At 70.8% G+C, this 23,459-nt stretch carries 23 protein-coding genes; 18 read left to right on the top strand and 5 right to left on the bottom strand.

Going from position 1 to position 23,459, the window contains the following annotated elements:
- The first annotated feature begins 72 nt into the window (after positions 1 to 72).
- Positions 73 to 432, top strand: coding sequence for an ArsR/SmtB family transcription factor (locus F3T56_RS20200; protein WP_149826594.1), 360 nt, complete (start codon positions 73 to 75; stop codon positions 430 to 432).
- Between the two features lie 209 nt (positions 433 to 641).
- On the top strand, positions 642 to 1,268 hold the full coding sequence (locus tag F3T56_RS20195) for a hypothetical protein (RefSeq protein ID WP_149826593.1): 627 nt from the start codon (positions 642 to 644) through the stop codon (positions 1,266 to 1,268).
- Positions 1,269 to 1,293: 25 nt separating this feature from the next.
- Here the strand turns inward: F3T56_RS20195 and F3T56_RS20190 are convergent, their stop codons facing one another.
- Positions 1,294 to 2,160 (bottom strand): (2Fe-2S)-binding protein, encoded by an 867-nt coding sequence (locus F3T56_RS20190; protein ID WP_172639042.1) that lies wholly within the window; start codon positions 2,158 to 2,160, stop codon positions 1,294 to 1,296.
- Positions 2,161 to 2,430: 270 nt separating this feature from the next.
- Between F3T56_RS20190 and F3T56_RS20185 the strand changes: the two genes are divergently transcribed.
- From F3T56_RS20185 to F3T56_RS20140, 10 genes are all read left to right on the top strand, one after another.
- The gene (locus tag F3T56_RS20185) at positions 2,431 to 3,399 is read left to right on the top strand and encodes a FecCD family ABC transporter permease (protein WP_172639046.1); all 969 of its coding nucleotides are present in this window, start codon (positions 2,431 to 2,433) and stop codon (positions 3,397 to 3,399) included.
- Positions 3,396 to 4,445, top strand: coding sequence for an iron chelate uptake ABC transporter family permease subunit (locus tag F3T56_RS20180; protein WP_149826592.1), 1,050 nt, complete (start codon positions 3,396 to 3,398; stop codon positions 4,443 to 4,445). Before F3T56_RS20185 ends, F3T56_RS20180 begins: the two co-directional genes overlap by 4 nt.
- A 136-nt stretch (positions 4,446 to 4,581) precedes the next feature.
- Complete coding sequence (locus tag F3T56_RS20175) at positions 4,582 to 5,403, top strand: ABC transporter ATP-binding protein (protein ID WP_149826591.1); 822 nt, start codon at positions 4,582 to 4,584, stop codon at positions 5,401 to 5,403.
- A 92-nt stretch (positions 5,404 to 5,495) separates the two neighbouring features.
- On the top strand, positions 5,496 to 6,512 hold the full coding sequence (locus F3T56_RS20170) for an ABC transporter substrate-binding protein (protein ID WP_149826590.1): 1,017 nt from the start codon (positions 5,496 to 5,498) through the stop codon (positions 6,510 to 6,512).
- A gap of 115 nt (positions 6,513 to 6,627) precedes the next feature.
- A complete protein-coding gene (locus F3T56_RS20165) occupies positions 6,628 to 7,827 on the top strand; it encodes an ATP-grasp domain-containing protein (RefSeq protein ID WP_149826589.1) in 1,200 nt (399 codons plus the stop codon).
- Positions 7,824 to 9,569, top strand: a complete 1,746-nt coding sequence (locus F3T56_RS20160; protein ID WP_172639041.1) for an IucA/IucC family protein — start codon at positions 7,824 to 7,826, stop codon at positions 9,567 to 9,569. Before F3T56_RS20165 ends, F3T56_RS20160 begins: the two co-directional genes overlap by 4 nt.
- Entirely contained in the window at positions 9,566 to 10,762 is a 1,197-nt protein-coding gene (locus F3T56_RS20155) for an MFS transporter (RefSeq protein ID WP_149826587.1), read from the top strand. Before F3T56_RS20160 ends, F3T56_RS20155 begins: the two co-directional genes overlap by 4 nt.
- Complete coding sequence (locus F3T56_RS20150; protein ID WP_149826586.1) at positions 10,763 to 12,475, top strand: IucA/IucC family protein; 1,713 nt, start codon at positions 10,763 to 10,765, stop codon at positions 12,473 to 12,475.
- 14 nt (positions 12,476 to 12,489) lie between these two features.
- The gene (locus F3T56_RS20145) at positions 12,490 to 13,680 is read left to right on the top strand and encodes a type III PLP-dependent enzyme (RefSeq protein ID WP_172639040.1); all 1,191 of its coding nucleotides are present in this window, start codon (positions 12,490 to 12,492) and stop codon (positions 13,678 to 13,680) included.
- Positions 13,681 to 13,842: 162 nt separating this feature from the next.
- Positions 13,843 to 15,033, top strand: coding sequence for a 4-hydroxybenzoate 3-monooxygenase (locus F3T56_RS20140; RefSeq protein WP_149826584.1), 1,191 nt, complete (start codon positions 13,843 to 13,845; stop codon positions 15,031 to 15,033).
- Positions 15,034 to 15,066: 33 nt separating this feature from the next.
- On the opposite strand, the gene F3T56_RS20135 is transcribed toward F3T56_RS20140, so the two are convergent.
- Positions 15,067 to 15,411 (bottom strand): DUF8129 domain-containing protein, encoded by a 345-nt coding sequence (locus F3T56_RS20135; RefSeq protein WP_149826583.1) that lies wholly within the window; start codon positions 15,409 to 15,411, stop codon positions 15,067 to 15,069.
- A gap of 94 nt (positions 15,412 to 15,505) precedes the next feature.
- The gene (locus tag F3T56_RS20130) at positions 15,506 to 15,868 is read right to left on the bottom strand and encodes a DUF6479 family protein (protein ID WP_149826582.1); all 363 of its coding nucleotides are present in this window, start codon (positions 15,866 to 15,868) and stop codon (positions 15,506 to 15,508) included.
- Positions 15,869 to 16,053: 185 nt separating this feature from the next.
- Between F3T56_RS20130 and F3T56_RS20125 the strand changes: the two genes are divergently transcribed.
- From F3T56_RS20125 to F3T56_RS20115, 3 genes are all read left to right on the top strand, one after another.
- Positions 16,054 to 16,440, top strand: a complete 387-nt coding sequence (locus F3T56_RS20125; protein ID WP_149826664.1) for a four-helix bundle copper-binding protein — start codon at positions 16,054 to 16,056, stop codon at positions 16,438 to 16,440.
- A gap of 87 nt (positions 16,441 to 16,527) precedes the next feature.
- The gene (locus F3T56_RS20120; RefSeq protein WP_149826581.1) at positions 16,528 to 17,706 is read left to right on the top strand and encodes an acyl-CoA dehydrogenase family protein; all 1,179 of its coding nucleotides are present in this window, start codon (positions 16,528 to 16,530) and stop codon (positions 17,704 to 17,706) included.
- A 589-nt stretch (positions 17,707 to 18,295) separates the two neighbouring features.
- Positions 18,296 to 18,511 (top strand): hypothetical protein, encoded by a 216-nt coding sequence (locus F3T56_RS20115; RefSeq protein ID WP_149826580.1) that lies wholly within the window; start codon positions 18,296 to 18,298, stop codon positions 18,509 to 18,511.
- Positions 18,512 to 18,613: 102 nt separating this feature from the next.
- Here the strand turns inward: F3T56_RS20115 and F3T56_RS20110 are convergent, their stop codons facing one another.
- Entirely contained in the window at positions 18,614 to 18,850 is a 237-nt protein-coding gene (locus F3T56_RS20110; RefSeq protein WP_149826579.1) for a hypothetical protein, read from the bottom strand.
- Between the two features lie 99 nt (positions 18,851 to 18,949).
- Complete coding sequence (locus F3T56_RS20105; RefSeq protein ID WP_149826578.1) at positions 18,950 to 20,683, bottom strand: IS1182 family transposase; 1,734 nt, start codon at positions 20,681 to 20,683, stop codon at positions 18,950 to 18,952.
- Positions 20,684 to 20,981: 298 nt separating this feature from the next.
- Between F3T56_RS20105 and F3T56_RS20100 the strand changes: the two genes are divergently transcribed.
- From F3T56_RS20100 to F3T56_RS46260, 3 genes are all read left to right on the top strand, one after another.
- Positions 20,982 to 22,283 (top strand): IS110 family RNA-guided transposase, encoded by a 1,302-nt coding sequence (locus F3T56_RS20100; protein WP_246203716.1) that lies wholly within the window; start codon positions 20,982 to 20,984, stop codon positions 22,281 to 22,283.
- A gap of 101 nt (positions 22,284 to 22,384) precedes the next feature.
- Positions 22,385 to 22,711 carry a transposase gene (locus F3T56_RS20095; RefSeq protein WP_149826576.1) on the top strand — a complete coding sequence of 109 codons (327 nt, stop codon included), beginning with the start codon at positions 22,385 to 22,387 and terminating at the stop codon, positions 22,709 to 22,711.
- A gap of 5 nt (positions 22,712 to 22,716) precedes the next feature.
- Positions 22,717 to 23,403 (top strand): IS3 family transposase, encoded by a 687-nt coding sequence (locus F3T56_RS46260; RefSeq protein WP_246203724.1) that lies wholly within the window; start codon positions 22,717 to 22,719, stop codon positions 23,401 to 23,403.
- The last annotated feature ends 56 nt before the right edge of the window (positions 23,404 to 23,459 follow it).

Raw genomic sequence — 23,459 nt, 5'->3', positions numbered from 1 at the left:
AGTGTAACCGTCATGTGCGCATCTGCGCACATGACGGTTTGGTTGGAGGGGTGCAGGCTCTAGGCTGGCCCTATGCCTGAACGCCACGCTGTCTCACCTGCACCCGGTGCGCATCTGAGTGCCCCCGACAGGGCGCGGCTCACCGAGGCGACCGGGGTGTTCGCGATGCTCTCCGACGTCACCCGGCTGCATCTGCTGTGGCTCCTCGCGCAGGGCGAGTCCGACGTCGGCTCCCTCGCCGAGCGCTGCGAGGCCTCCCGGACCGCCGTCAGTCAACACCTGGCGAAGCTGCGGCTGGCCGGGCTCGTGGACACCCGCCGGGAGGGCCGCCACATCCACTACAGCCTCAGCGACGGCCATCTCCGGCGTCTGGTCATCGAGGCGCTCAGCCACGCGGACCACCGGGTGAGCGGTCAGGCCCCGCACGACTGACAAGGGCGTCTTCCTCACCGAGGCGGCCTGCGCGTCCTGGAGCACGCGCAGGCCCCGCCCCTACGCCTCGAAGCGTACGGCGGGGCGCGCATGTGCCCCTCGCGGCGGACCGGCAGGGGGGACCGCGGCGGATGTGACGACTCGTCGTTCTGCGGGAGTGTGAAGACGCCCGGGAAGCCCGGGCATCGTCCACGGCGAAGGGTCCCGTCATGCTCCGTGGTGCGCCGGCCTCCACCCGATTTCGTGCCGCCGCCGCGGCTGCCGTGCTGATCGCCGCCGCGGTCTCCGGTTCCACGGTCACCAACTCGGCTGCGGCGTCGGAACGTTCGGCCGCCGCCGTCTCCGGTGCGCGGGCGGGCCGGTCGGCGCCGCAGGAAGCGGCCGCCCTGACCGGATCCGCCAAGCTCTACCGGCCGACCGCGGAGGACATCACCTTCACCTTCGACGCGCACCTGGCCGCCGAGCACCGGATGGATCCGCGGCAGGCCACCGGCACCTTCCGCTTCAGCCGCTACTGCGGCGACGGCAAGGGCCACTGGGCGGAAGGCCGGATCGACTGCCTGCTCACCGGCGGCAAGGGGGCGATCGCCACCGGAGTCATCACCCAGACCGATCTGCCGAAGGCCCTGGGCAATCGGGTCGGCTTCTCCGTCCACGACGGGGGCAGACACGATCGGCTGGGCTACAGCTGGGCCACCGTGGGCAGTCCGGAGGGCACCAAGGACCTGCCCACCTGTGTGAGCGCCGCGCCGTTCGAGCAGGTCAAGAGCGGAACGGGCGACTTCCACGTCCTGCCTTGGCAATCGCCCTTCGCGGGGCAGACGCAGGCGTCATAGGTGTACGCGGCGGCGCAGCGCTCGCTCAGCCCTCCAGCCGTCGCAACCGCTCCGCGTCGCACGTGCGAGGGCAGGTGGAGCATGCCTCGCCCGGGCGGATCGTGTAGTAGAGGCAGCACCCGATGCGCGTACGTGTCGGGTGCTCGTGGCCGTCGGCCGTGCGCAGGGAACGGAAGTCGGCGCCGCCGGGGAAGGGCGCCCGGGCGGAGGGCAGCACCTCCGTGGCCGCCCGTACGCCGGCCGCCTCCTCGCCGCGCATGCGGCCCAGGTACCAGAGGCCGGAGACCAGGTCGTCGGAGACCATGCCCCACAGCGCCCGCGAGCCCCGCCGGACGTACGGGCCGAACGCGTCCAGCACCGGCGTCATGTGGTCCGCGACGGCGAGCCTCAACTCGGCTCGCAGACCCTCCAGTTGGGCCACCGGGCGCGTACCCGGCAGCGTTGCCACCGGGTCGTCGGCCAGGCAGGCGAGGTCGGTGCCAGGGGTGATTTCGTACGTGCCCGACGCGAGGTCGACGCGTATGTCCTCGGGGGCGATGCGCGGCACACGCCGCTCCAGGTACCAGACGCCGCTCATCAGCAGGCCGACCGACCACGCGTAGTCGTGCAGGGCCCGGGAGGCCGCGACATGCCGGGGCGCGGTGTGGTCGTAGCGGTCCTGGATGCGGGCGGTCTCGGCCTCAATGAAGGCCTCGATGCTTTCCTGACCATCCGTCAACGCAACTCTGTCGTTGGTGATTTGGAGTGACGGCGCGGATTCTCGGCCGGGTTCCACGACTTGCACGGCCAGCGCCTCGCACGCCGCGTCCAGACGGCGGTAGGCGGCGGTGAGGAGGCCGGGGACATGCGTGGCGGAGCCGGCTCGGGCGGTCATCAGGGGTGCCGCGATCATCGGCAACTCCAGAGCGTGAGGGCGTTTGGCGATGCAGGAAAGTAAGGCTTACCTTAGCTGCAAGATCGTGTGCCGATGACCAAGCGGGGTGTGGATCGGCGTGTTGCTCTACTGACCAGCCAAGTTACTTACGAGTTGATCAAGGGCGGTGTGTATCACAGTGATCTCACAGCTGTTGATAGATAAAGCATGCCTAACCTAAGCTCACGTTTCGTGACTGCGACCGAACGGGCCGCGCCGTCCGGCGTACCCCTGCGTGCCTTCCGGTACCTGCCCCTGTTCCTCGGCGGCATCGCCGCCCTGGGGCTGTGTGCCGCGCTGAGCCTCGCCCTCGGTGCCCGCTCCGTACCGCTGTCCACCGTGCTCGACGCGCTGTTGGGGCACGGACAGGGGCGTGACGCACTGGTGGTGACGGGGCTTCGGGTGCCGCGTACGGTCATCGGCCTCGCCGTCGGTGCCGCGCTCGGGGTCGCCGGAGCCGTGGCCCAGGGCATCACCCGCAACCCGCTCGCCTCACCGACCACCCTCGGGATCAACGCGGGCGCCGGTTTCGCGGTCGTCGTCGCCATCTTCGCCCTCCGGCTCACCGACCCCGTCGAGTACGTGTGGTTCGCCTTCGCCGGAGCCGCCGCTGCCGCCGTCTTCGCCCAGGCGCTCGCGCAACGGGCCGGAGACATCGACCCGGTTCGGCTCGCCCTCGGCGGCACGGTCCTCCAACTCGTCCTGCTGTCCTGGACGTCGGCGGTCATGCTGGCCAGCCAACGCACCCTCGACGAGGCGCGCTTCTGGCTGGCCGGATCCCTCGCCGGACGCCCACTCGACACCCTGTGGCCGGTGCTGCCGACCCTGGTCCTCGGCCTGCTGCTCGCGCTGGCCGTCGCGCCCGCCCTCAACGCCCTGGCCCTCGGCGACGATTCGGCCCAGGCGCTCGGTGTCCCGGTCGCCCGTATCCGGCTGGCCGGCGGCATCGCGGTCGTCCTGCTCGCCGGTTCCGCGGTGGCCGTGGCCGGCCCCGTCGCCTTCATCGGACTCGCCGCCCCGCACCTCGTACGCCCGCTGCTCGGCGGCGACCACCGACTGCTCGTCCCCGGCTGCCTGATCGCCGGGCCCCTGCTCCTGCTCACCGCCGACGTCCTCGGCCGCCTCGTCATCCGCCCCGCGGAACTCGAAGTCGGCATCGTCACCGCCTTCCTGGGCGCCCCGCTGCTGGCCCTGCTCGCCCGGAAGGTCGCCCGATGACGCTGACGTACAAGGCGGTCGTACGACGGGACGCGCGCCGCACGCCCGGCCGCGGCCGCCTCCTCGCCTACGGCACGACCGGCCTCCTCGTCCTTCTGGTCTTGCTCACGGTCTCCGTCTCCACCGGGGAGATGAGCACGCCCGCGTCCGTCGCGCTCCGCGCGCTCGTCGGGCTCGGCGACCCGGGTGATGTGCTGGTGGTGCAGGAGTTCCGCGCGCCGCGTGCCGTCGCCGCCATTGTCGCCGGGGCGGGTCTCGGGGCGGCGGGATCCGTCCTGCAGCGGCTCTTCCGCAACCCCCTGGCGTCCCCGGACGTGATGGGCGTGACCGGCGGGGCATCGCTCGGCGCGGTCGCGCTGCTGGCGGCGGGCGCCTCCCAACTCCTCATCCCCGTCGGCGCGTTGGCGGGCGGTCTGCTGGCCGCCCTGCTGCTCGGCGTGTTCGCCTGGCGCTCCGGGCTCGCCGTCACCCGGCTCGTCCTCACCGGCCTCGCCGTCCAGGCGGGCCTCGCCGCCGCGGTGAACCTGATGATCGTGCGCTTCCCGGCCGAGCTCGCCGGCTCGGCGCTCCAGTGGACCACCGGGTCGGTGTACGGGCGGACGTGGACCGAGGTGTGGGGCGCGGCCGCGGCCGTGGTACTCGCCCTCGCCGCCGCCCTGGTCACCAACCGCCGCCTGGCCGTGCTCGACCTGGGCGACGACCCGGCGGGCGCCCTCGGCCTCAACACCTCCGCCGCCCGTCTCCAACTCCTGCTCGTGGCCGTCGCGTTGGCCTCGCTGGCGGCCGCCCTAGCCGGTCCCGTCACCTTCGTCGCGCTCGCCGTACCGCACATCGTCCGCTTCCTCACCGGCCCGCCCACCGCCGCGACCCTCGCCCTGGCCGCCCTCACCGGAGCCGTCCTGCTGCTCGCCTCCGACCTGGTCGTCCAACACCTGCTGCCGATCGAGGGCCTCCCGGTCGGCGCCGCCACCGCCACCCTTGGCGCGCCCTGGCTGCTGGTCCTGATGTTCCGGCAGAGCAAGCCGGTGCGGGGGAGCGGGGCATGAGCGGATGGGAGAGGCCCGACAGGAACGGCCGTCAGCGGGTGTGTCGGCGCGACCAGCCCCCACCCACCCGCACCCGAAGACCCCCGCCGTCCCCCGCCGCCTCGTACCGCCCCCCGCTCGCCCCCAGGAGCCCCGCATGACCACCACCAACCAGCTCTCCACGCAGGGCCTCGACCTGCGCTACGGCGAGCGACTCGTGGTCGGCGGACTCGACCTGACGCTCCCCGGCGGTGCCGTCACGGCCATCGTCGGCCCCAACGCCTGTGGGAAGTCGACCCTGTTGAGGGGACTGAGCCGACTGCTCGCGCCCGCCGCCGGCACGGTCACCCTCGACGGCGCCGATATCCACCGCATGCCCGCCCGGGCGCTGGCGCTGCGGATGGGCCTGCTGCCGCAGCAGCCGGTCACCCCGGAGGCGGTCACTGTCGAGGCGCTCGTACGGCTCGGCCGGTATCCCCACCAGCGGCTGCTGAGCCCTTGGTCGGCCGCCGACCAGCGGGCCGTCGACGAGGCGCTGGAGCGGACCGGCACGGCGGCGCTGCGGGACCAGCCCGTCGACCGGCTCTCCGGCGGCCAGCGCCAACGCGCCTGGATAGCCCTGGCGTTGGCGCAGGACACCGAGCTGCTCCTGCTCGACGAACCGACCACCTTCCTCGATCTGCGGCACCAGCTCGACGTCCTCGACCTTGTCGCCGCCCTGCACGCCGAGGCCGGCCGCACCGTGGTGATGGTGCTGCACGACCTCGGACAGGCCGCCCGTTACGCCGACCACATGGTCGTGCTCAAGGACGGTCGCCTCGCCGCCGCCGGCGCGCCGGGCGAGGTGCTCGACGCGGACCTCGTCAGGTCCGTGTTCGACGTGGAATGCCGGGTCATCCCCGACCCTGAGACCGGCACACCGCTGGTCGTCCCGAAAGGCACCGCGGCACGGCACACCACCGCGGCCGCGTCCGCCTGACCGCTCACCCCACACATCCGGTACGTCCCTGGGATCCAGGTACAGCCGGTTCATCCCGTACACCCGTCTACCGACGAGAAGGACCACCCCCCATGCTCAAGCGATCCCCCCTGCGCGGAACCGGCCGGCCCGCCGCCGCGCTGCTCGCCGTCGTGCTCGGTACGGGCGTCCTGGCCGCCTGCGGCAACGACGACTCCACCACGATGACCGACACCACCCAGGCCGGCGCCGACAGCGCCGCCTTCCCGCGCACCCTCAAAACAGTGATGGGCGACGTCAAGATCCCGTCCCAGCCGAAGAAGGTTGTCGTCCTCGATACCGGCGAACTGGACGACGTCACCCTCCTCGGCGTCGACCCGGTCGGCGCCGTCGCCCCGCACTTCAAGACCGAGGGCGGCTTCCCGACGTACCTGGAGGCCGACCTCAAGAACACCACGGACGTCGGCCCACTCCTGGAGCCGAACCTGGAGAAGATCGCCTCCCTCAAGCCCGACCTGATCCTCTCCTCCAAGGTCCGCCACGAGAAGGTCTACGACAAGCTCAGCGCCATCGCCCCGACCGTCTTCACCGAGACCACCGGCGGTGTGTGGAAGGAGAACCTCAAGGTCCACGCCGAGGCGCTGGGCCTGGAGGACGAGGCCGAGGCCAAGCTGAAGGAGTACGAGACGCAGGCTCAGGCGCTCGGTGAGGCCATCGAGAAGAAGGACGGCGCCATGCCGACCGTCTCCGTGGTCCGCTTCGTCGCCGGCCCGACCCGCCTGTACGCCTCCAACTCCTACAGCGGTGTCGTGCTCGACGACATCGGCTTCGAGCGCCCGAAGTCCCAGGTCTCCGACGACCCGGCCGTGACCATGAAGGACGTCAGCCCCGAGGAGATCGACCAGGCCGACGCCGACCTGATCTTCGTCACCACCGCCGACACCCCGGACAAGACCCAGCAGAAGCAGGTCACCTCCAACCCGGTCTGGAAGGACCTGCCCGCCGTCAAGGGCGACAAGGTCTTCGAGGTCCCGGACGAGACCTGGATGTCCGGCATCGGCGTCCAGGCGGCCGAGGAGATGCTCGCCGACGTGGCCAAGGCCACCGGCGTCGAGCTGCCCAAGCAGTAACCCCTCTTCAGCACCAAGCAGCAACCCCTCGCAGGACCCGGGGCGGGCCCCACCACGAGAGCGGCCCGCACCGCCGACCCCCCCCACCTACCAACGGAAGCCGCCCACCACCCCCATGCGCCTGTACCTGCTCGCCCTGAACCCCACCGACTCCGTCACCGAGGGCTTCCTGCCCGCCGCCGCCCGGCTCGGCCTCGACGTCACCGTCCTCACCGACCAGCCCGACGTCCACCGCACCACGTACACGCGGTATCCGGACATCGAGATCCTGGAGTGCGACGTACGCGACTTCCGCGCCGTCGTCACCCGGATCTCCACCCATCACCGGCCCGACGCGGTCTTCACCAACAGCGACCACCTCCAGACCCAGGCCGCCCTCGCCGCCCAGTACTTCGGGCTCCCCGGCAAGGACTGGCGGGCCACCCTGCGCACCAAGGACAAGGGCGAGATGCGCCGCCATCTGGCCGCCGCCGGCGTCGACACCGTCTGGTCCGCCGAGGTCACCGGCCCGGCCGACCTCACCGGCCCGGCCGTCCGCGACGCGCCCTACCCCTGTGTCGTCAAGCCCCGCGAGGGCGTGGCCAGCGAGGACGTCGTGCTGGTCGACACCGCCGGGGACCTCGTGGCGCGCGGCAAGGAGATCCTGGCCCGCCGCCCCGGCGTCACCCTGGTCGTCGAGGAGTATCTGCCCGGCGAGCTGTACACCCTGGAGACCCTCGGCGACGGCCGCGTCCGGCACGTCCTCGGCGGCTTCCACACCGAGCTGTCCCCGCCGCCCTACTTCATCGAGGAGCGGCTGACGTTCGTCCCGGCCCACCCCGAGCCGGTCGTCGCCCAGATCCTCGCTCAACTCGACGTGCTGGGCGTCGGCTTCGGCGCCTGCCACACCGAGTTCGTCGTGCACGAAGGCCGGGCGCGCATCATCGAGGTCAACTACCGTGCCATCGGCGACCAGTGCGACCTGCTGCTCGCCCAGCTCCTCGACCTCCCGCTCTTCGAGCACATCCTGCGCACCCACCTCGGCGAGGCACTCCCCGCGGACCTGGAGTTCCGGCGCGACGGAGCGGCCCGCCTGGAGTACCCGTGCGCCGACCGCGCCGGAACGCTCGTAGCGGCCCCCGAGTCGACCGAACTCACCGTGCACGGCGTACATCTGACGTACCGTCCGCTCCGCCAAGTCGGTGAACTCCACGAGCTGTACCAGACCAACCGCGACTACCTGGGCGTACTCCGCGCGACCGGCACCGGCCAGGAGACCGTCGACCGGGTGGTCGCCGACTTCCTCGCCGCACAGCGCTGGGAGATCCAGCCGTGACCACCGTTGCCTCCGTAGACACCGCCGAAGCCGAACTCCTCACCCGGGTGCTCGGCGCCCTGCTCCGGGAGGACGTCGTCGGGCTCCGCAGCCGCAGCACGCTCGTCGAACGCCCGGACGGCCCCTGGCTGCGCCTGCCCACAGAGGGTGACGACGCCCTGCTGCTGCCCGTCACCGAGGACGGCTTCCAGTCCGCGTACGCGGCCCGACTGCCGTCGCTGGTACGGGAGTCGGACGGCATCCACCTCACGACCTGCGACACCGTCCTCGCCGCCCTGCGCGCGCTGGCCGACCCGGCCGACCGCGACGGCTTCGCCGCCTTCACCGAGGAGTGCCGCCAGACCCTCGCGACGATGCGGCTGCACGACGCGACGGGGCGGGACGTGGCGGACGGGCTCACCGCGCTCTACGGCACCGACCTCGCCGACTGGACGGGCCTGCGCGGCGGCCTGGCATACGAGACCCTCGCCGCGCGCCTCGACCACCCGGTCTACCCGACCGCGCGCGGCCGCTCGGGTCTCGGCGAGCACCAACTGCGGGACTACGCCCCGGAGTTCCACCCGAGCTTCGCACTCCAGTGGCTCGCCCTGCCCCGCGAGTCGGTCACCGTCGCCGGACACCTGCCGGACGGCTGGCCCACCCCCTCCGCGCTCGGCCTCGCGGACCTCGACCACACCCATGTCGCCCTGCCCGTCCACCCGTTGACCGTCGGCGAGCCGCTCGACGCGGCACTCCGGGAGACGGGACTCGCGGACCGCGCCGTGCTCGCCGACTGGGCGTACCTAGACGTCGTACCCACCCTCTCGATGCGTACGGTCGCCCCGGCCGCCGCCCCCTCGCTGCACCTCAAACTGCCCCTGGCGACAGCCACGCTGGGCCTGCGCAACAAGCGCTCGATCAAACCCGGCACCCTCGTCGACGGCGCGGCCGGACAGCGGCTGCTGCAAGCGGTGATCGACCGCGAGCCCCGCTTCAAGGACACCGTCCTGCACGCCGACGAGACCGTGTACGCCCACGCCGGACATGAACTGCTCGCCGTGCTCTGCCGCCGCTACCCGGCCGGCCTCGACGACTCGGTCATCGTCCCCATGGCCGCCCTCCTCGCCGAGGCCCCCGGCGGCGGACTGGTCGTCGAGCACCTCGCCGACCGCTTCCACGGCGGCGACGCGACCGCCTTGCTGGACGCGGTGCTCACTCTCCTCTTCGACTGGCAGACGACGCTCTTCGGCTACGGCATAGCGCTGGAGTCGCACCAGCAGAACGTCTCCCTGGTCTTCGGCACCGAGCCGGGCGACCTGCGCCTGCTGCTGAAGGACAACGACGGGCCGCGTATCAACACCGCCCGCCTGGTAGCCAGACTCGGCGCAGGTGGGGGAACCTGGGGCTTCGACGACGCGCGGACCTTCGGGCCGGACGACCGCGCCGTGGCCGATGTGTTCACCACCATCACCCTCCATCTGTGCGCCGGCGCCTACGCGTTCGGCCTCGCCCGACACGGCCGCGCCCCGCTCCCGGCGCTGCTGGACCTCGTACGGACCCGGCTCACCGAGGCCGTCGACCGGCTCGGCGGCGACGCGGCGGCCGTACTGCGCCGACGCGTGCTGCACGCGCCCGAACTGCCGGTGAAGGCGATGGTGACCGCCGGGACCCTGCTCAGCAAGGAGAGATCGGGCGCCGCCGACATCAACAAGCACTACACCACCGGGCCCAACTACCTGCTCGCGGGCGGTGGTTCGGCATGACCGCCGAAGCGCTTCCGATGTCGCGCCCCGCCTTCGGCCAGCGCCAGGTGCACGCCGTGGCCGCCTGCTACTTCGTGGCGTCGTTCGCCGCGCTGGGACTGCCGCCGTTCTTCACCGAGATACTCCCCGAGCTGGACGACCGCACGGCCCGCTGGGCGGGGGTGCTGTATGTGGTGCCCACCGTGTTCAGCGCGATCGCGGCACCCCTGTGGGGGCGGCTCGCCGACCGCTTCGGACGAAAACGGCTGCTGCTGCGGGCCCAGTTGGGCCTCGCCGTCTCCTTCCTGCTCGCCGGGTGGGCGGACTCACTCACCATGTTCACGGTGGCGCTGGTGCTCCAGGGCATCCTCGGCGGCACGTTCGCCGCCTCCAACGGCTACCTGGGCGCCGCCCTGGAAGGCGCGCACCTGTCGAAGGCCCTGACCCTCATGCAGGGCAGCGCACGGGCCGCGCTGGTGTTCGCCCCGATCGTGGTCGGCGCGCTGTCGCCCTGGATGTCACCGCACCGCCAGTACGCCCTCCTCGCCCTGCTCCCGCTCGCCGCCGCCCTGCTCCTGGCCGCCCTGCCCGAACCGGGCGAGACCGCCATGGCGGAGCGGGAACAGGAGGCGGAGACCACCGACATCGCCCCGGCGACGGCGCTGCACAGGCTCTACGCGCTGGAGTTCGCCTTCGTGTTCTCCACGGTCATCTCCTTCCCCTACCTGATATCCCTCGTCGAAGAGCGCCTCCCGAACGCCTCGGCCGCCCTCTCGGGCCTGCTGTTCGCCCTGCCCCACCTCTGCTACCTGGTCTCGGCGATGGCCGTGCACCGCGTGATACGCACCCGCCCCCGGCAGGGCATGGCCCTCGGCTTCGCCCTGATAGCCCTCGGCCTGGCCGGGCACGGCGTCGCCGGCACCCTGCCCGCACTGATCGCCGTACGGCTGCTGCTCGGCGCGGGCCTCACGCTCGGCATGGTGGGCCTGTCGGTCATGGCCGCCGAGTGCGCCCGGGGCCGCGCTCCCGGCGGGATGTTCGGCTCGCTGGAGTTCTTCTCCAAGGCCGGCGCCGTCGCCGCCGGAGTGACCGCCGCCGTGGGCAGCGCCCGCTTCGGGTCCACCGCACCCGTGCTCATAGGCGGCGGCATAGCCGCCCTCACCACCTTCGCGACCCTCCTACCCCCACAACCGCGTACCCGCTGGAGCCACTGAATGCCCCCGCTCACCGACACGCTCGGTACCACCCAGCTCCCCACCGCAGACGACGCGGTGGCCCACACCCTCCTCAACTGCCTGCTGCGCGAGGTCTCCGGCCCCGAACGTCAGACCGCCGTCATCGACGGCCACCTGCTGCTCCGCCTGCCCCGCCGCGGCCTTCTCCTCCGCGTCGCCCTGCGCCGTACGTCCCTGCTGGGCGCCCACCGCTTCACCGGCCCGGTGCGGGAGCAGTCCGACACGGGCTGGACGGAAGTCGACTGGCGCCGCCTCGCCGAGTACACCCGCGACGAACTCTCGCTGCGCACCGGGGTGAGCAACGACGAGTTCCTGGACCAGATCGACTCCAGCCACCGCACCCTCGCCACCGCGCTCGCCACCCGCGAGAGCGGCGCCGAGGGCCTGCCCGACCACCCCGACTATCTCGCCTCCGAGCAGTCCCTGCTGTTCGGCCACCGCTTCCACCCCACCCCCAAGGCCCGCACCGGCGACGCGGCCGCCTGGCAGTCGTACGCCCCTGAGGCCGCCGCCTCCTTCGCGCTGCGCTATCTCGCCGTGCGCGAGCACCTGATCGCCGAGGAGAGCGCCGAGCCCGGCGCCACCGCCGTCCTCGACGGGGAACGCGGCGACGTCCCCGAGGGCTACCGCCTGCTGCCCGCACACCCCTGGCAGTACGAGATGCTGCGCGAGCACCGGCTGCTGCGCGAGGCCCTCGGCCGCGGCGACATCCTCGACCTCGGCCCCGGCGGCCGGGAGTACGCCGCCACCGCCTCCGTCCGCACCCTCTTCGACGGCGACGCCTTCCTGAAGTTCAGCCTCAACGTCCGTATCACCAACTGCCTGCGTAAGAACGCCAGTTACGAACTCTCCGGCGCCGTCGCCCTCACCCGCGTCCTCGCCCCGGCCCTCGCCGACCTGGAGACCCGCTTCCCCTGCAGCGCGATGCTCCGCGAACCCGCCTACCGCAGCCTCGCCGTCCCCGGCCCCGACGGCACCCCCGACCGCTCACTTTTCGAAGGCTTCGGAGTGATCCTCCGCGAGGGCCTCTCCCGACGACTGCTGCCCGGCACGACCCCGCTGCTCGCGGCCGCCGTCGCCGACGAGTACCCGACCAGCGCCGCCCACATCTCCCGCCTCCTCGACGGAGCCGGGCCCGAGGCCGCCCTGGCCTGGTGGAAGGCGTATCTGCGCCTCCTCGTCCCGCCCGTCCTCTCCGCCTACTTCGACCACGGCCTCGTCCTCGAACCCCACCTCCAGAACGTCCTCATCTGCGTCGACTCCGACGGCATGCCCGCCCAGGTCCTCTTCCGCGACCTGGAGGGCACCAAGCTCGTCCCCGACCACCACGGCGACACCCTCGCCGCGCTCCCGCCCGAGGTCGCGGGGCCGATGTCGTACGACGCCCGGCGCGGCTGGGACCGGGTCGTGTACTGCCTGCTCGTCAACCACGTCGCCGAGCTGCTCGCGGCCCTCGCCGATCTGCACCCCGAGACCGAGGCCGACCTGTGGGCGGAGGTCCGCGCGGTCATCCGGACGTACGCCGACGAGGAGGGCTGCCCGCCCCGCCTCGCCGCCCTGCTCGCCGGGGTCCCCCTGCCCGCGAAGGCCAACCTCCTCACCCGCTGGGACCGCAAGGCCGACCGTGAGGCCGGCTACGTCCGCCTGCCCTCGCCTCTCGCGGAGGACATCCTCCGCTGGGGCACCCGATGAGCCAGGAGCGCACGATGACCGACCCCACCCCCGCCGTACGCGACCGCGTCCTGTCCCTGCCACGCACCGAACTCCCCGCGTACGTCTACGACTTGGCGGCCCTTCGCGAGCACGCCGCATACGTACGGTCCGTCCTGCCCGAGCGGGTCGAGCTGTACTACGCCGCCAAGGCCAACCCGGAGCCGGAGATCCTCGCCGCGCTCGGCCCGTATGCCGACGGCTACGAGGTGTCGTCCGGCGGCGAACTCGCCCATGTCGCCAAGGCGGTACCGGGCCGCCCGCTGGCCTTCGGCGGGCCCGGCAAGACCCCGGACGAGATCCGGGCCGCCCTGGAGCAGGGGGTGGAGCGCTTCCACGTGGAGAGCGAGCACGACCTGCGCATGCTCGCCGAACTGGCCCGCGAGGTGGCGCCGGACACGCGGGTCGGCGTACTGCTCCGCTTCAACCTCGCCGTGGCGGACGGCTCGCTGGCGGGCAGTTCCCTCGCGATGGGCGGCCGCCCCACCCCGTTTGGCCTGGACCCGACCCAGGCCCCGGACGTCATCCGTCTTCTCACGGACGGGACGTGCCCCCACCTCGAACTGCTCGGAATCCACGCCCACTTGGCGAGCGGCCTCGATGCCCCCGAGCAGTTGGCCGTCGCTCGCTCGATCGTGGACTGGGTGACCGGCCTGGGCGTCCCCCTCGCCGAGGTGAACGTCGGAGGCGGCATGGCCGTGGACTACGCCGACCCCGACAGCCGCTTCGACTGGCGGGCGTACGGTGAGGGAATGGCCCAACTCGCCGATGATCACCCGGAACTGACGCTCCGTATCGAACCCGGACGGGCACTGACCGCGTACTGCGGCTGGTACGCCACCGAGGTGCTGGACGTGAAGCACAGCCACGGCGAGGAGTTCGCGGTGGTCCGGGGCGGCACCCACCATCTGCGCACCCCGGCGACCAAGGGGCACGACCAGCCCTGTTCCGTGCTGGCGGCGGGGGAGTGGCCCCACCCGTGGCCGCGCCCGGCGGCCGGCGGGGAGCGCGTCAGCCTCACCGGACAACTGTGTACCCCGAAGGACCTCCTCGCCCGGAACGTTCACGCACCGGGGCTGCGGGCCGGGGACCGCGTGGCCTTCTCCCTCGCGGGCGCCTACGCGTGGAACATCTCGCACCACGACTTCCTGATGCACCCGAGGCCGAGCTTCCACTTCCTGAACTGACCCTTTAGGGGGGTGTGACCGTTGACAGGCGGGCGGACCGGGCGCAGACTCGTTCGTACAACTTAGTGAAGTGAATTTCACCTGACGAACAAGACGACACGACGAACAAGGTCGGCGCCCGGGGACGGGACGCGGCTCGTCCTCAACGACGAGGGAGTACTCATGCACACCACCGTCGGCATCATCGGCGGCGGCCCCGCCGGTCTGCTGCTGGCCCGCCTGCTGTACAACGCGGGAATCGACAGCGTGGTTCTGGAACGCAAGGACCGCGCGTACGTCGAGCAGCGGCAGCGCGCCGGAATCCTGGAACAGGCCACCGTCGACGTCCTGCGCTCCGCCGGCGCCGGCGCTCGGCTGGACGCCGAGGGTATGCCTCACGACGGTATCGAGCTGCGCTTCGACGGGCGCGCCCATCGCGTCGACTTCCCCTCCCTGACCGGCGGGCGCCGGGTGTGGGTCTACGCCCAGACCGAGGTCGTCAAGGACCTCATCGCCCTTCAGCTCGCCGACGGCGGACCCCTGCTGTTCGAGGCCGAGGTGCACGCGGTGGAGGGCGCGGACACCGACCGCCCGGTGATCCGCTACACCCACGAGGGCCGCGAGCAGACCCTGACCTGCGACTACGTGGTCGGCTGCGACGGCTTCCACGGCGTGGCCCGCGACGCCGTCCCCGACGGAGTGCGCACGACGTACGAGCGGACATACCCCTACTCCTGGCTGGGCATCCTCGCCGACGCCCCGCCCGTCTACGACGAGCTGATCTACGCCCACTCCGAGCACGGCTTCGCGCTGGCGAGCATGCGGTCGCCGTCCGTGAGCCGCCTCTACCTCCAGGTTCCGAACGGCACCGACCCGGCCGACTGGTCCGACGAGCGGATCTGGGACGAGCTGGACGCCCGCTTCGCCGTCACCGCCAACCCCGGCTGGCGGCTCAAGCGCGGGCCCGTCACCGCCAAGTCCGTGCTGCCGATGCGCAGCCACGTCACCGAGCCGATGCGGTACGGCCGCCTGTTCCTGGCCGGCGACGCCGCCCACATCGTGCCGCCCACCGGCGCCAAGGGGCTCAATCTGGCCGCCACCGACGTCATCGTGCTGGCCCGCGCCTTCGCCCAGCTCAAGGAGACCGGCTCGACCGAGCTGCTCGACGCCTACTCCGACACCTGTCTGCGCCGGGTATGGCGGGCCGAGCACTTCTCCTACTTCATGACCACGACCCTCCACGCGGACCCGGAGCAGTCCTCGTTCGAGACCAAGCTCCAGCTCTCCCAGCTCGACCGCGTCGCCACCTCCACGCACGCGGCCGCCGAACTGGCCGAGAACTACACGGGGTTGTCGCTGGACGTGGACTCCTGACGGTCCTGTGGGTGTGGGGCCCGGAGGGAGATCTCAGGTGCGGTCGCCCTTCGGTTTGCCCCGCTGATCCGGGGTCCCGTGCGGCGGCGGGCTCATCGGCTGTGGCGACGTCGTCGGCGACACCGGCGAACCGGAACTGCTGCTGCGCTGCTCGGGCCGTACGGCGCCGGGGTCCCCGGAGGTCGGTTCGGCCCCCGCGTGCAACTGGTCCAGGCGGGCCGTCAGCAGCTGCGTCACCGCCAGCCGATCGGCGTGGGCACGCTCGTACGCCAGCAACTCCTCCAACTCCTCGGCGGTGAGTGCGCGCACGCGGCCCTCCAGACCCCCGAGCGGCAGATGGTCGTAGTCGGGCAGGGGCAGTGTGCTGCGCTCTGCCATCGGTCTCCCTCCCTCATGGGTACGCACACCGCAGGGTTGATCACATTGGGTAATCACTCAGGGGTGTGTCTGTAAGGCGCTGGGCCTGTCCGGGTCAGTGGGCGCCGAGGCCGCCGCTGCCGAAGGAGCCGCTGCCGCCCTTGCTCCAGCGGGGCCGCTTCTTCTCCGGGCTCGGCCGGGAACCCAGGTTTCCGTGCACCTGGTAGGGCAGCAGCCGGAGGTCGCTCTTGGGTATCTCGTCCGGTTCGCGGTTCTCCAGCTCCTCATGGACCGGGCCCCCCTCCGGCAGATGGGGCTGCTCCTCGGGGAGCGGACGGCGCGGGGCGCGGGCGCGCCGGCGTGTGTCCAGCCAGACGGCGCCGACAAGCATCGCCACGACCGCCACACCGGCTATGAACGGCGCGATACCACCCAGCACACTGCGCTCTGCTACGAAAATAGCCCATTCCATGCTCATATCGGATAAATACCCCCAAATGGTGGAGTGAATCGTCGAGGTATGCACGGGTGCCCGCTCTCGTCGCGCCGAAAACGGAACCGGCGAACCCGGCGAACCCGTCGAACCCGTCGAAACCCGGGCGTCCGCGCGGCTGCGGCATCGGTGCCGCGTTTGATGGAGCCCCCTCCGGCTACCCGCCCGTGGTGACCTCGACGACGACATCCCAACAGGAACAACAGGAACTCGTCCGCTTCCTGGAGGACCGCTTCGCATGTGCGCAGGCGTGCACCGAGTGCGCGCGTGCGTGTGCCCTGCGGGCGAGCCTCGCCGACCCGGACGGGCCCGAAGACCAGGAACGCATGCGACGCAAGGGCATCATGTGCGCGGAGGTGTGCGACGCCACCTGCCGTGTGCTGTCCGAGCAGGCCCTCCTCGACGAAGCCGGTATCCGCGTCCAGGTGGAGTGGTGCCGAACCGTCTGCCTGGAGTGCGCGCACGTCTTCGACGAACAACCCGACGCGGAGGAAAGCGCCAAGGCCTGCCGCGACTGCGCCCGGGCCTGCACGGAATTCCTCGCCGTCCTCGGCTGAATGTGTCCCCATGAATGTATTCCCAATTACTGGAACGCGTTCTAGCGTGTGCGCCGTCAGGTCCGCCCTGGGGAGCCTGGAGGCGCCGTGCACCTCGAATACACACCCGAGCAGCAGCGGTTGCGCACCGAACTGCGCGTCTGCTTCGCCGAGTTGGTACCAACGGGTGCCCACACCCGCCACGCCGACCCGGCGGCGCAGAAGCGCTTCTACCGCGAGACCATCCGCCGCCTCGGCACGGACGGCTGGCTGGGCGTCGGGTGGCCAAAGGAGTACGGCGGACGCGGTCTCACCGCCATCGAGCAGTTCATCTTCTTCGACGAGGCCGCCCAGGCGGGCGTCCCGCTGCCCCTGATGGCGCTCAACACGGTCGGCCCGACGATCATGCAGTTCGGCACCGAGGAGCAGAAGTCGTACTTCCTGCCACGCATCCTCTCCGGCGAGATCGACTTCGCGATCGGCTACAGCGAGCCCGACGCGGGCACGGACCTGGCCTCGCTGAAGACCCGCGCGGTGCGTGACGGCGACTCGTACGTCGTCAACGGCCAGAAGATCTGGACGACCAACGGCGACACGGCGGACTGGGTGTGGCTCGCGACCCGCACCGACCCCGACGCCCCGCCCCACAAAGGCATCACCATGCTCCTCGTCCCGACCACCGACCCCGGCTACTCCTGCACCCTCATCAACACCCTCGCCTCGCACGACACCACCGCCAGCTACTACGAGAACATCCGTGTCCCCGTCTCCCGTCGCGTCGGCGAGGAGAACAAGGGCTGGCGGCTGATCACCAACCAGCTCAACCACGAACGCGTCACCCTCGCCGCCCACGGCACCATGGCCATCCGCTCCCTGCACAACGTCCAGCGCTGGGCCATGGAGACCAAGCTCGCCGACGGCCGCCGCGTCATCGACCTCCCGTGGGTACGCCGCCGCCTCGCCCAGACCCACACGAAACTCGACGCCCTCAAACTCCTCAACTGGCGCATGGTCAGCGCCGTCCAGGACGGCACCCTCACCCCCCAGGACGCCTCCGCCGTCAAGGTCTACGGCTCCGAGGCCCGCCGCGACGCCTACGCCTGGCTCATGGAGATCGTCGCCACCGCCGGCGCCCTGAAAGAAGGCTCCGCGGGCACCGCCCTCCACGGCGAACTGGAACGCGGCTACCGCTCCGCCGTCATCTTCACCTTCGGTGGCGGCAACAACGAGATCCAACGCGAGATCATCTCGTGGATAGGCCTCGGCATGCCCCGGGTCCGGCGTTAGCCGGTTGTGACGAGGCTTTTTAGTTGGCATAAAAGCGGGATAGTTGGCACTGAGCGGAGCGCTTGGCCTGACGCGCGATGGGCTTGGCTTGTTGGCGTCCTAGGCCCGCTGACCTGCTAATTCCTCAGGGCCAGCGCAACTGGGCCGTGCGGGGCTGAGGCGGCGGCCGATGCTGAGGTCGCCGGCGTCCCGGATGTTGAACGGCGCCAGCCCGATCCTCTGGGCGCCCTCGCCGCCCATCTGTGTCAGGCGGTGGTGGCCGACGTCGTGAACGTGGCCAAAGCCGGCGAGAACGTACGGACGACGGTCGTGCTGCTCCTGGGTCGGACTCGTCGCCGTCCTGTGGCCGGCCGAGCGGCACCCCGCCTGGCTCACCCCCAACTGCGCACCGCCGTACCGGCGTTGTTCTCCCTGCTCTACTCGGTGGGCACGCTGCTCGCCGGGCCGCAGGCCCTGTACGGCCGGGCGAGATCGCGATACTGCTGTCCCTGCTCTTCATCGCCGTACGGCACTGCAGGCCGCTGTGGGCCGTGGTGTGCGGCACGCTGAAGGGCGTCGCCCTGCTGCTCACGCCGGTCCGCTACTCGCATTGCTCAAGGACGGCGGCACCCTCGGCTCCATGGTCGGCGGCCTGGTCCTCATCGGTCTGGTGGCCGGCCTTGCGGCCTACCTGTGCTCCCTCGACTACCGCCGCACCGTCGCCGTCAGCGAGACCCGCCGGGAGGAGTGCCTGGCGATCGCCGCCGACCTGCACGACTTCGTCGCCCACCACGTCACCACCATCTTGGTCCCCCCCGGGTCATGATCGGAGAAGGAACAGGGTGCGGAGGAGGCGGAACGAGGCTCGGCTGTACCTCTGTCGCTTGATGGTCTTGCGGTTGACGTGGCCCTTGACGATGCCCGAGCTCTACGGGAGGGCGAGGCTGGCAGAGTCGCACGCGGCACCGAGTCGTACGGCGTAGCGTGCGATCCGGTGCCGGATCACGAGGCGGCCTCCCCGCTGGTTGCCGGTCGTGAAGAACTGGGAGAGCTCCTCTGTCAGTGTCCTTGGGGTCCTTGGCTGCCTGACCGCGTCGCAGTAGGTGGTCAGGCGCGGGCACAGGAGGTGATCGGCCTGGGTGGCTTCGGCCCACGTCAGCACCATGCCGAGTGAACCGCCCCGGTTCGAATGGAGACTCGATTTCGTGAAAGTCCCCATATCCCTGCGGTGACGCCTTGCGGATCCTGCTGGCCAGATGTGAGGTCATGCCGCAAGGGTGGGGTCGAGGCGCGCGAGGTGGCTGGTGCGGGTGTGGTCGAGGGGCTGGCCGCTCCACCAGGCGTCGAGGCGGATCAGGTTGAGGGCGACGGCGGAATAGACGTGTTCGAGGTGGGTCTTCGCGAGGCCCCGATAGCGGGCGCGACGGCTGCCGGTGACCGCTATGGCCTGGCGGATCGTGCCCTCGACGCCGGCCCGCAGGGCGTACTTCGCCTGCCACTCCCGATCCTCCTGGGCGGTGTGGTTGGCGTGGATGAGTTCGTGCAGCGGCCGTGGCCGCAGGGTGAGTTGGCGGCCCCAGCGGGTGGCGTTGGTGCATGCTGCTCTGAAGGGGCAGGGGCCGCAGTCGGCCTGGTCGAAGCGGACCACGATCACGTCGCGGCCCTTCTGTTTGGCCGGGCTCCAGAACCGGCTGGTGGCGCCCTGGGGGCAGGTGGCCTGGCGTGCGTCCCAGTCGATGGCGAAGGCTTCGCGCTGGTAGCCGGCGTTCTCCCGGTACTGGCGGGACGTTCCCGTCAGCAGTGGTGTGATGAGGGCGATACCGAAGGCGGCTCGGGCACCGACAATGAGTTCGGCACTCGCGTAGCCCGAGTCCAGATAGTGCTCGGCGGGCAGCAGGTCCCGGCCGGCGAGGGCCTGATGGACGGGCTCGACGAGTTTCACGTCGGGCACGGTCGCCTCCGTGGTCGCGACATGCGTGATCACGTTCGGGATGGGAGGACGTGCCCGCCGACCGGGCCGCGGAGCCTCGTCGTCAGGCCGGGGCGGCTGGCAGACCTCGCTGATGTGCAGCTTGTACCCGGTCCAGTGCAGATCTTCCTTGGTGCCGTAGCGGGCATCGAGGTCATAGGGCGAGGTCAGGCGGATTCTGCCGGGCGGGAGACCGTCCTTGTCCGCCTCCCGCTGCTTGACCACCTCCCGCCCATGGCTGTCGGTGGTGATCCGGTAGTTCTGCACGGTGATCTGCCGCAGCACCTGGACCGCGGGCAGCTCCCGCAGCCAGACCGGCGCGTCCGGGTGGTAGACCGCCCGCAGCAGAGCCACCGCGTCACGGCCGTAGTCCACAGCGAGCTGGTCGCGCTGGGCCTGGGAGCCGGGCGGACGCCAGTACGCGTCGATCCGCCGCCCGTAACGCCGGTTCCACTCGCCGACCTCCAGCACCTGTGCCACCCAGTGCGGGGCCGCGGCGGACAGGGCCTCCAGCGCGGCCCGCACGGTCTCCCCGGCCAGCTCCAGCCGGTTCAGCTCCCGCACCGCCGCCAGCACATGAGTGGAGTCAGTGCGCTGCCTGCCTCCGGCCTTGACCAGGCCCTTCTCTTTCAGCGCCGCCAGCAGCAGATCCAGCACCCGTTCCTCCAGGCCGTGGCCGGCCACCCGGGTGCGGAACTCCGAGAGCACCGAGGCGTCGAAGCCGACGTCCTCCAGCTCCAGGCCCAGGCAGTACTTCCACGACAGATCGAACCTGACTCGCTGAACGGCGGCGCGGTCGGTCAGGTTCTCCGCCATCTGCAGCACGGTCACCATCGCCAGACGTCCCGGCGACCCTCCCCGCCGGCCCCGGCGTCCGAACGCCTCGGCGAACTCCGCATCCGCGAAGAGCCCGCCCAACTCGTCCCGCACCCGCATCGCCAACGGCGGTGCCCCGCGTCCCGCCGCTGCCCGCGCGACCTTCGCAGTCGTCTTGGGAACCTCGGGCCACTCTTCCGGCCGCAACGACATAACCCCACCCCTGGTGGCCAGGGACGACAAAACCGACCACCACGGTGCCAACAGCATCCCCAAACCCCAGGACACGACATTTGGCCAGCAGGATCGGCGGGGGCGTGAAAATTGGGTGCGGCAGCCGTCCGTCGACGTCGGCCGATACTTGGGCCTGTGAGCCCGCGTGAAAGTCTGATGCCGGAGCTGGCCTGAGGGGCCGTGCACTGTTGCCGTCGAGCACGCCGTTCAGACTCCCGCATTCCCCTCCCGCTCCCGGGCGGCTGCCGTCTGCCGGGCTCGCTGCGAAGGGGTGGATGTGGAACCGGAAGAGATCGGTGCGGCCGAGGGACGGGTGGAGCGGATCGCCGCGATCGATGTGGCGAAGGCGTCGGGGATGGTGTGCATGCGTTTGCCGCACCGGAGCCGGGAAGGCCGCCGCGTCCAGGAGGTCTGGAATGTCGCCGCGACCACGAACGCGGTTCTCGAACTGGGTGATCGGCTGCTGTGCCAGGGCGTCACACGGGTGGTGATGGAGGCAACCGGCTCGTACTGGAAGGTGTTCTTCTTCCTCTTGGAGGCCCGGGGCCTGGAGTGCTGGCTCGTCAATGCCCGAGACGTGAAGAACGTGCCCGGCCGGCCCAAGACCGACAAGCTGGACGCGGTCTGGCTCGCCAAACTCGCCGAACGCGGCATGCTGCGGCCCTCGTTCGTCCCGCCGAAACCCGTTCGGCAGCTGCGGGACCTGACCCGCACCCGCACCGTACTGATGGAGGAGCGGAGCCGGCACAAGCAACGCGTCGAGAAGCTCCTGGAGGATGCTCAGGTCAAGCTATCCACCGTGGCTACCGATATCTTCGGCGTCTCGGGACGGGCCATGATGGAAGCGATGATCGCCGGAGAGCGCGACCCACGGACGCTGGCCCAGCTGGCCAAGGGCCGGATGACCACGAAGAAGGACGCCCTCGCTCTGGCACTGACCGGCCAGTTCGAAGAGCACCACGCCTTCCTGTGCCGCACCCTGCTGGACAGCATCGACCACCTGACCGCCCAGATCGACAAGCTGTCCGCCCGAATCACCACCGCGATCGAGGACCTGCCAGGCCCCGACGGTGGCAGGGACCGGCAGGGACCGGGTCTGGTGCAGCGGCTGGATGCCATACCCGGGGTCGGCCCGACCACCGCACAGATCCTGCTCGCCGAACTGGGCCCGGATATGCGGATCTTCCCGACCTCGGATCGCCTGGCATCCTGGGCGAAACTGTGTCCACGCACCGTCCAGTCCGGCACCAAGCAGGCCCCCGGCCGCACCGGGAAAGGCAACCCCTGGCTCAAGGGCGCCCTCGGCGAGGCGGCCATGGCCGCCTCCCGTACCAATACCTTCCTGGGCGCTCGCTACCGAAGAATCGTCAAGCGCCGCGGCCACAAGAAAGCCCTGGTCGCCGTCGCCCGCTCGATCCTGGTCATCGTCTGGCACCTCATCAACGACCCTGACACCGAGTACAACGACCTCGGTCCCGACCACCACCAGCGTCTGATCGACCCGGCCCGCCGAACCCGAGACCTGGTCCGCCAACTGACCGCACTGGGACACCACGTCACCCTCGCCCCTGCGGGCTAACCACCAGCTCTCCCAGCAGCCCACCCTCTCCGTCCGGCCGACGCCGTCCGGACACTCCCGCCTGCCCCAAAGAACGTGAATTTTCCGTTCAGGATCGAGTCATGGCACGACCTTCCCGTTACCCGCTTGAGCTCCGCCGTCGTGCGGTGCGCATGGTCGCCGAGGTGCGCGACGACTACCCCACCGAGACGGCCGCCCTGCAGGCGGTTGCGGAGAAGCTGGACATCGGCTCCCGCGAGACGCTGCGGAACTGGGTGAAGCAGCACGAGATCGACGCCGGGACGCGTCCGGGGACGACGACGCAGGAGTCCGCCCAGATCAAGGCGTTGAAGAAGGAGAACGCCGAACTCAAGCGGGCCAACGAGATCCTGAAGGCCGCGGCGAGTTTCTTCGCGGCCGAGCTCGACCGGCCACACACACGCTCGTAGCGTTCATCGACGAGCACCGGGACCGCTTCGGCGGCGTCGAGCCGATCTGCAGGACGCTCACCGAGCACGACTGCAAGATCGCCCCTTCCACGTACTACGCCCACAAGAAACGCCTCGAAACTCCCTCCGCCCGTTCCGTGCGCGATGAGGAACTCAAGGAGCGGATCCAGGAAATCTACGCGTCCAACTACCGCGTCTACGGGGCCCGGAAGATCTGGCGCGAGCTGAACCGGCAGGGACATGCCGTGGCCCGCTGCACCGTCGAGCGCCTCATGCGCGAGCTCGGCATCACCGGCGCCGTCCGCGGCAAGCGCGTCATCACCACGATCCCCGGCGGGCAGGCTGAGCGAGCCTGTGACCTGGTCGACCGCGACTTCATCGCCGATGCTCCGAACCGGTGCTGGGTGGCGGACTTCACCCATGTGAAGACGTGGTCCGCCACCGTCTACGTCGCGTTCGTCGTGGACACCTTCTCCCGCAGGATCGTCGGCTGGTCGGCGGCCACGGTGAAGGAGACCGTCTTCGTCCTGGACGCTCTCGAGATGGCCGTCTGGCAACGCGACCGGGACCAACATTCCGTCCAGCCAGGCGAGTTGATCCATCACTCGGACGCCGGGTCGCAGGGCGGATTCAACCGGTCGTCGCAACACCTCGATCTCGGAGGTGTTGATGGGACGCCAGCGGGTCTGTAAAGCGAGCGGTGTAACTGGGCTTGGTGTGGCTAGAGTTGGCCTGCGGTGAGGCGGCC

Source organism: Streptomyces tailanensis (assembly GCF_008386495.1).
GTDB classification, from domain to species: Bacteria; Actinomycetota; Actinomycetes; order Streptomycetales; family Streptomycetaceae; genus Streptomyces; species Streptomyces tailanensis.
This window is presented reverse-complemented; position numbering and strand designations above follow the sequence as displayed.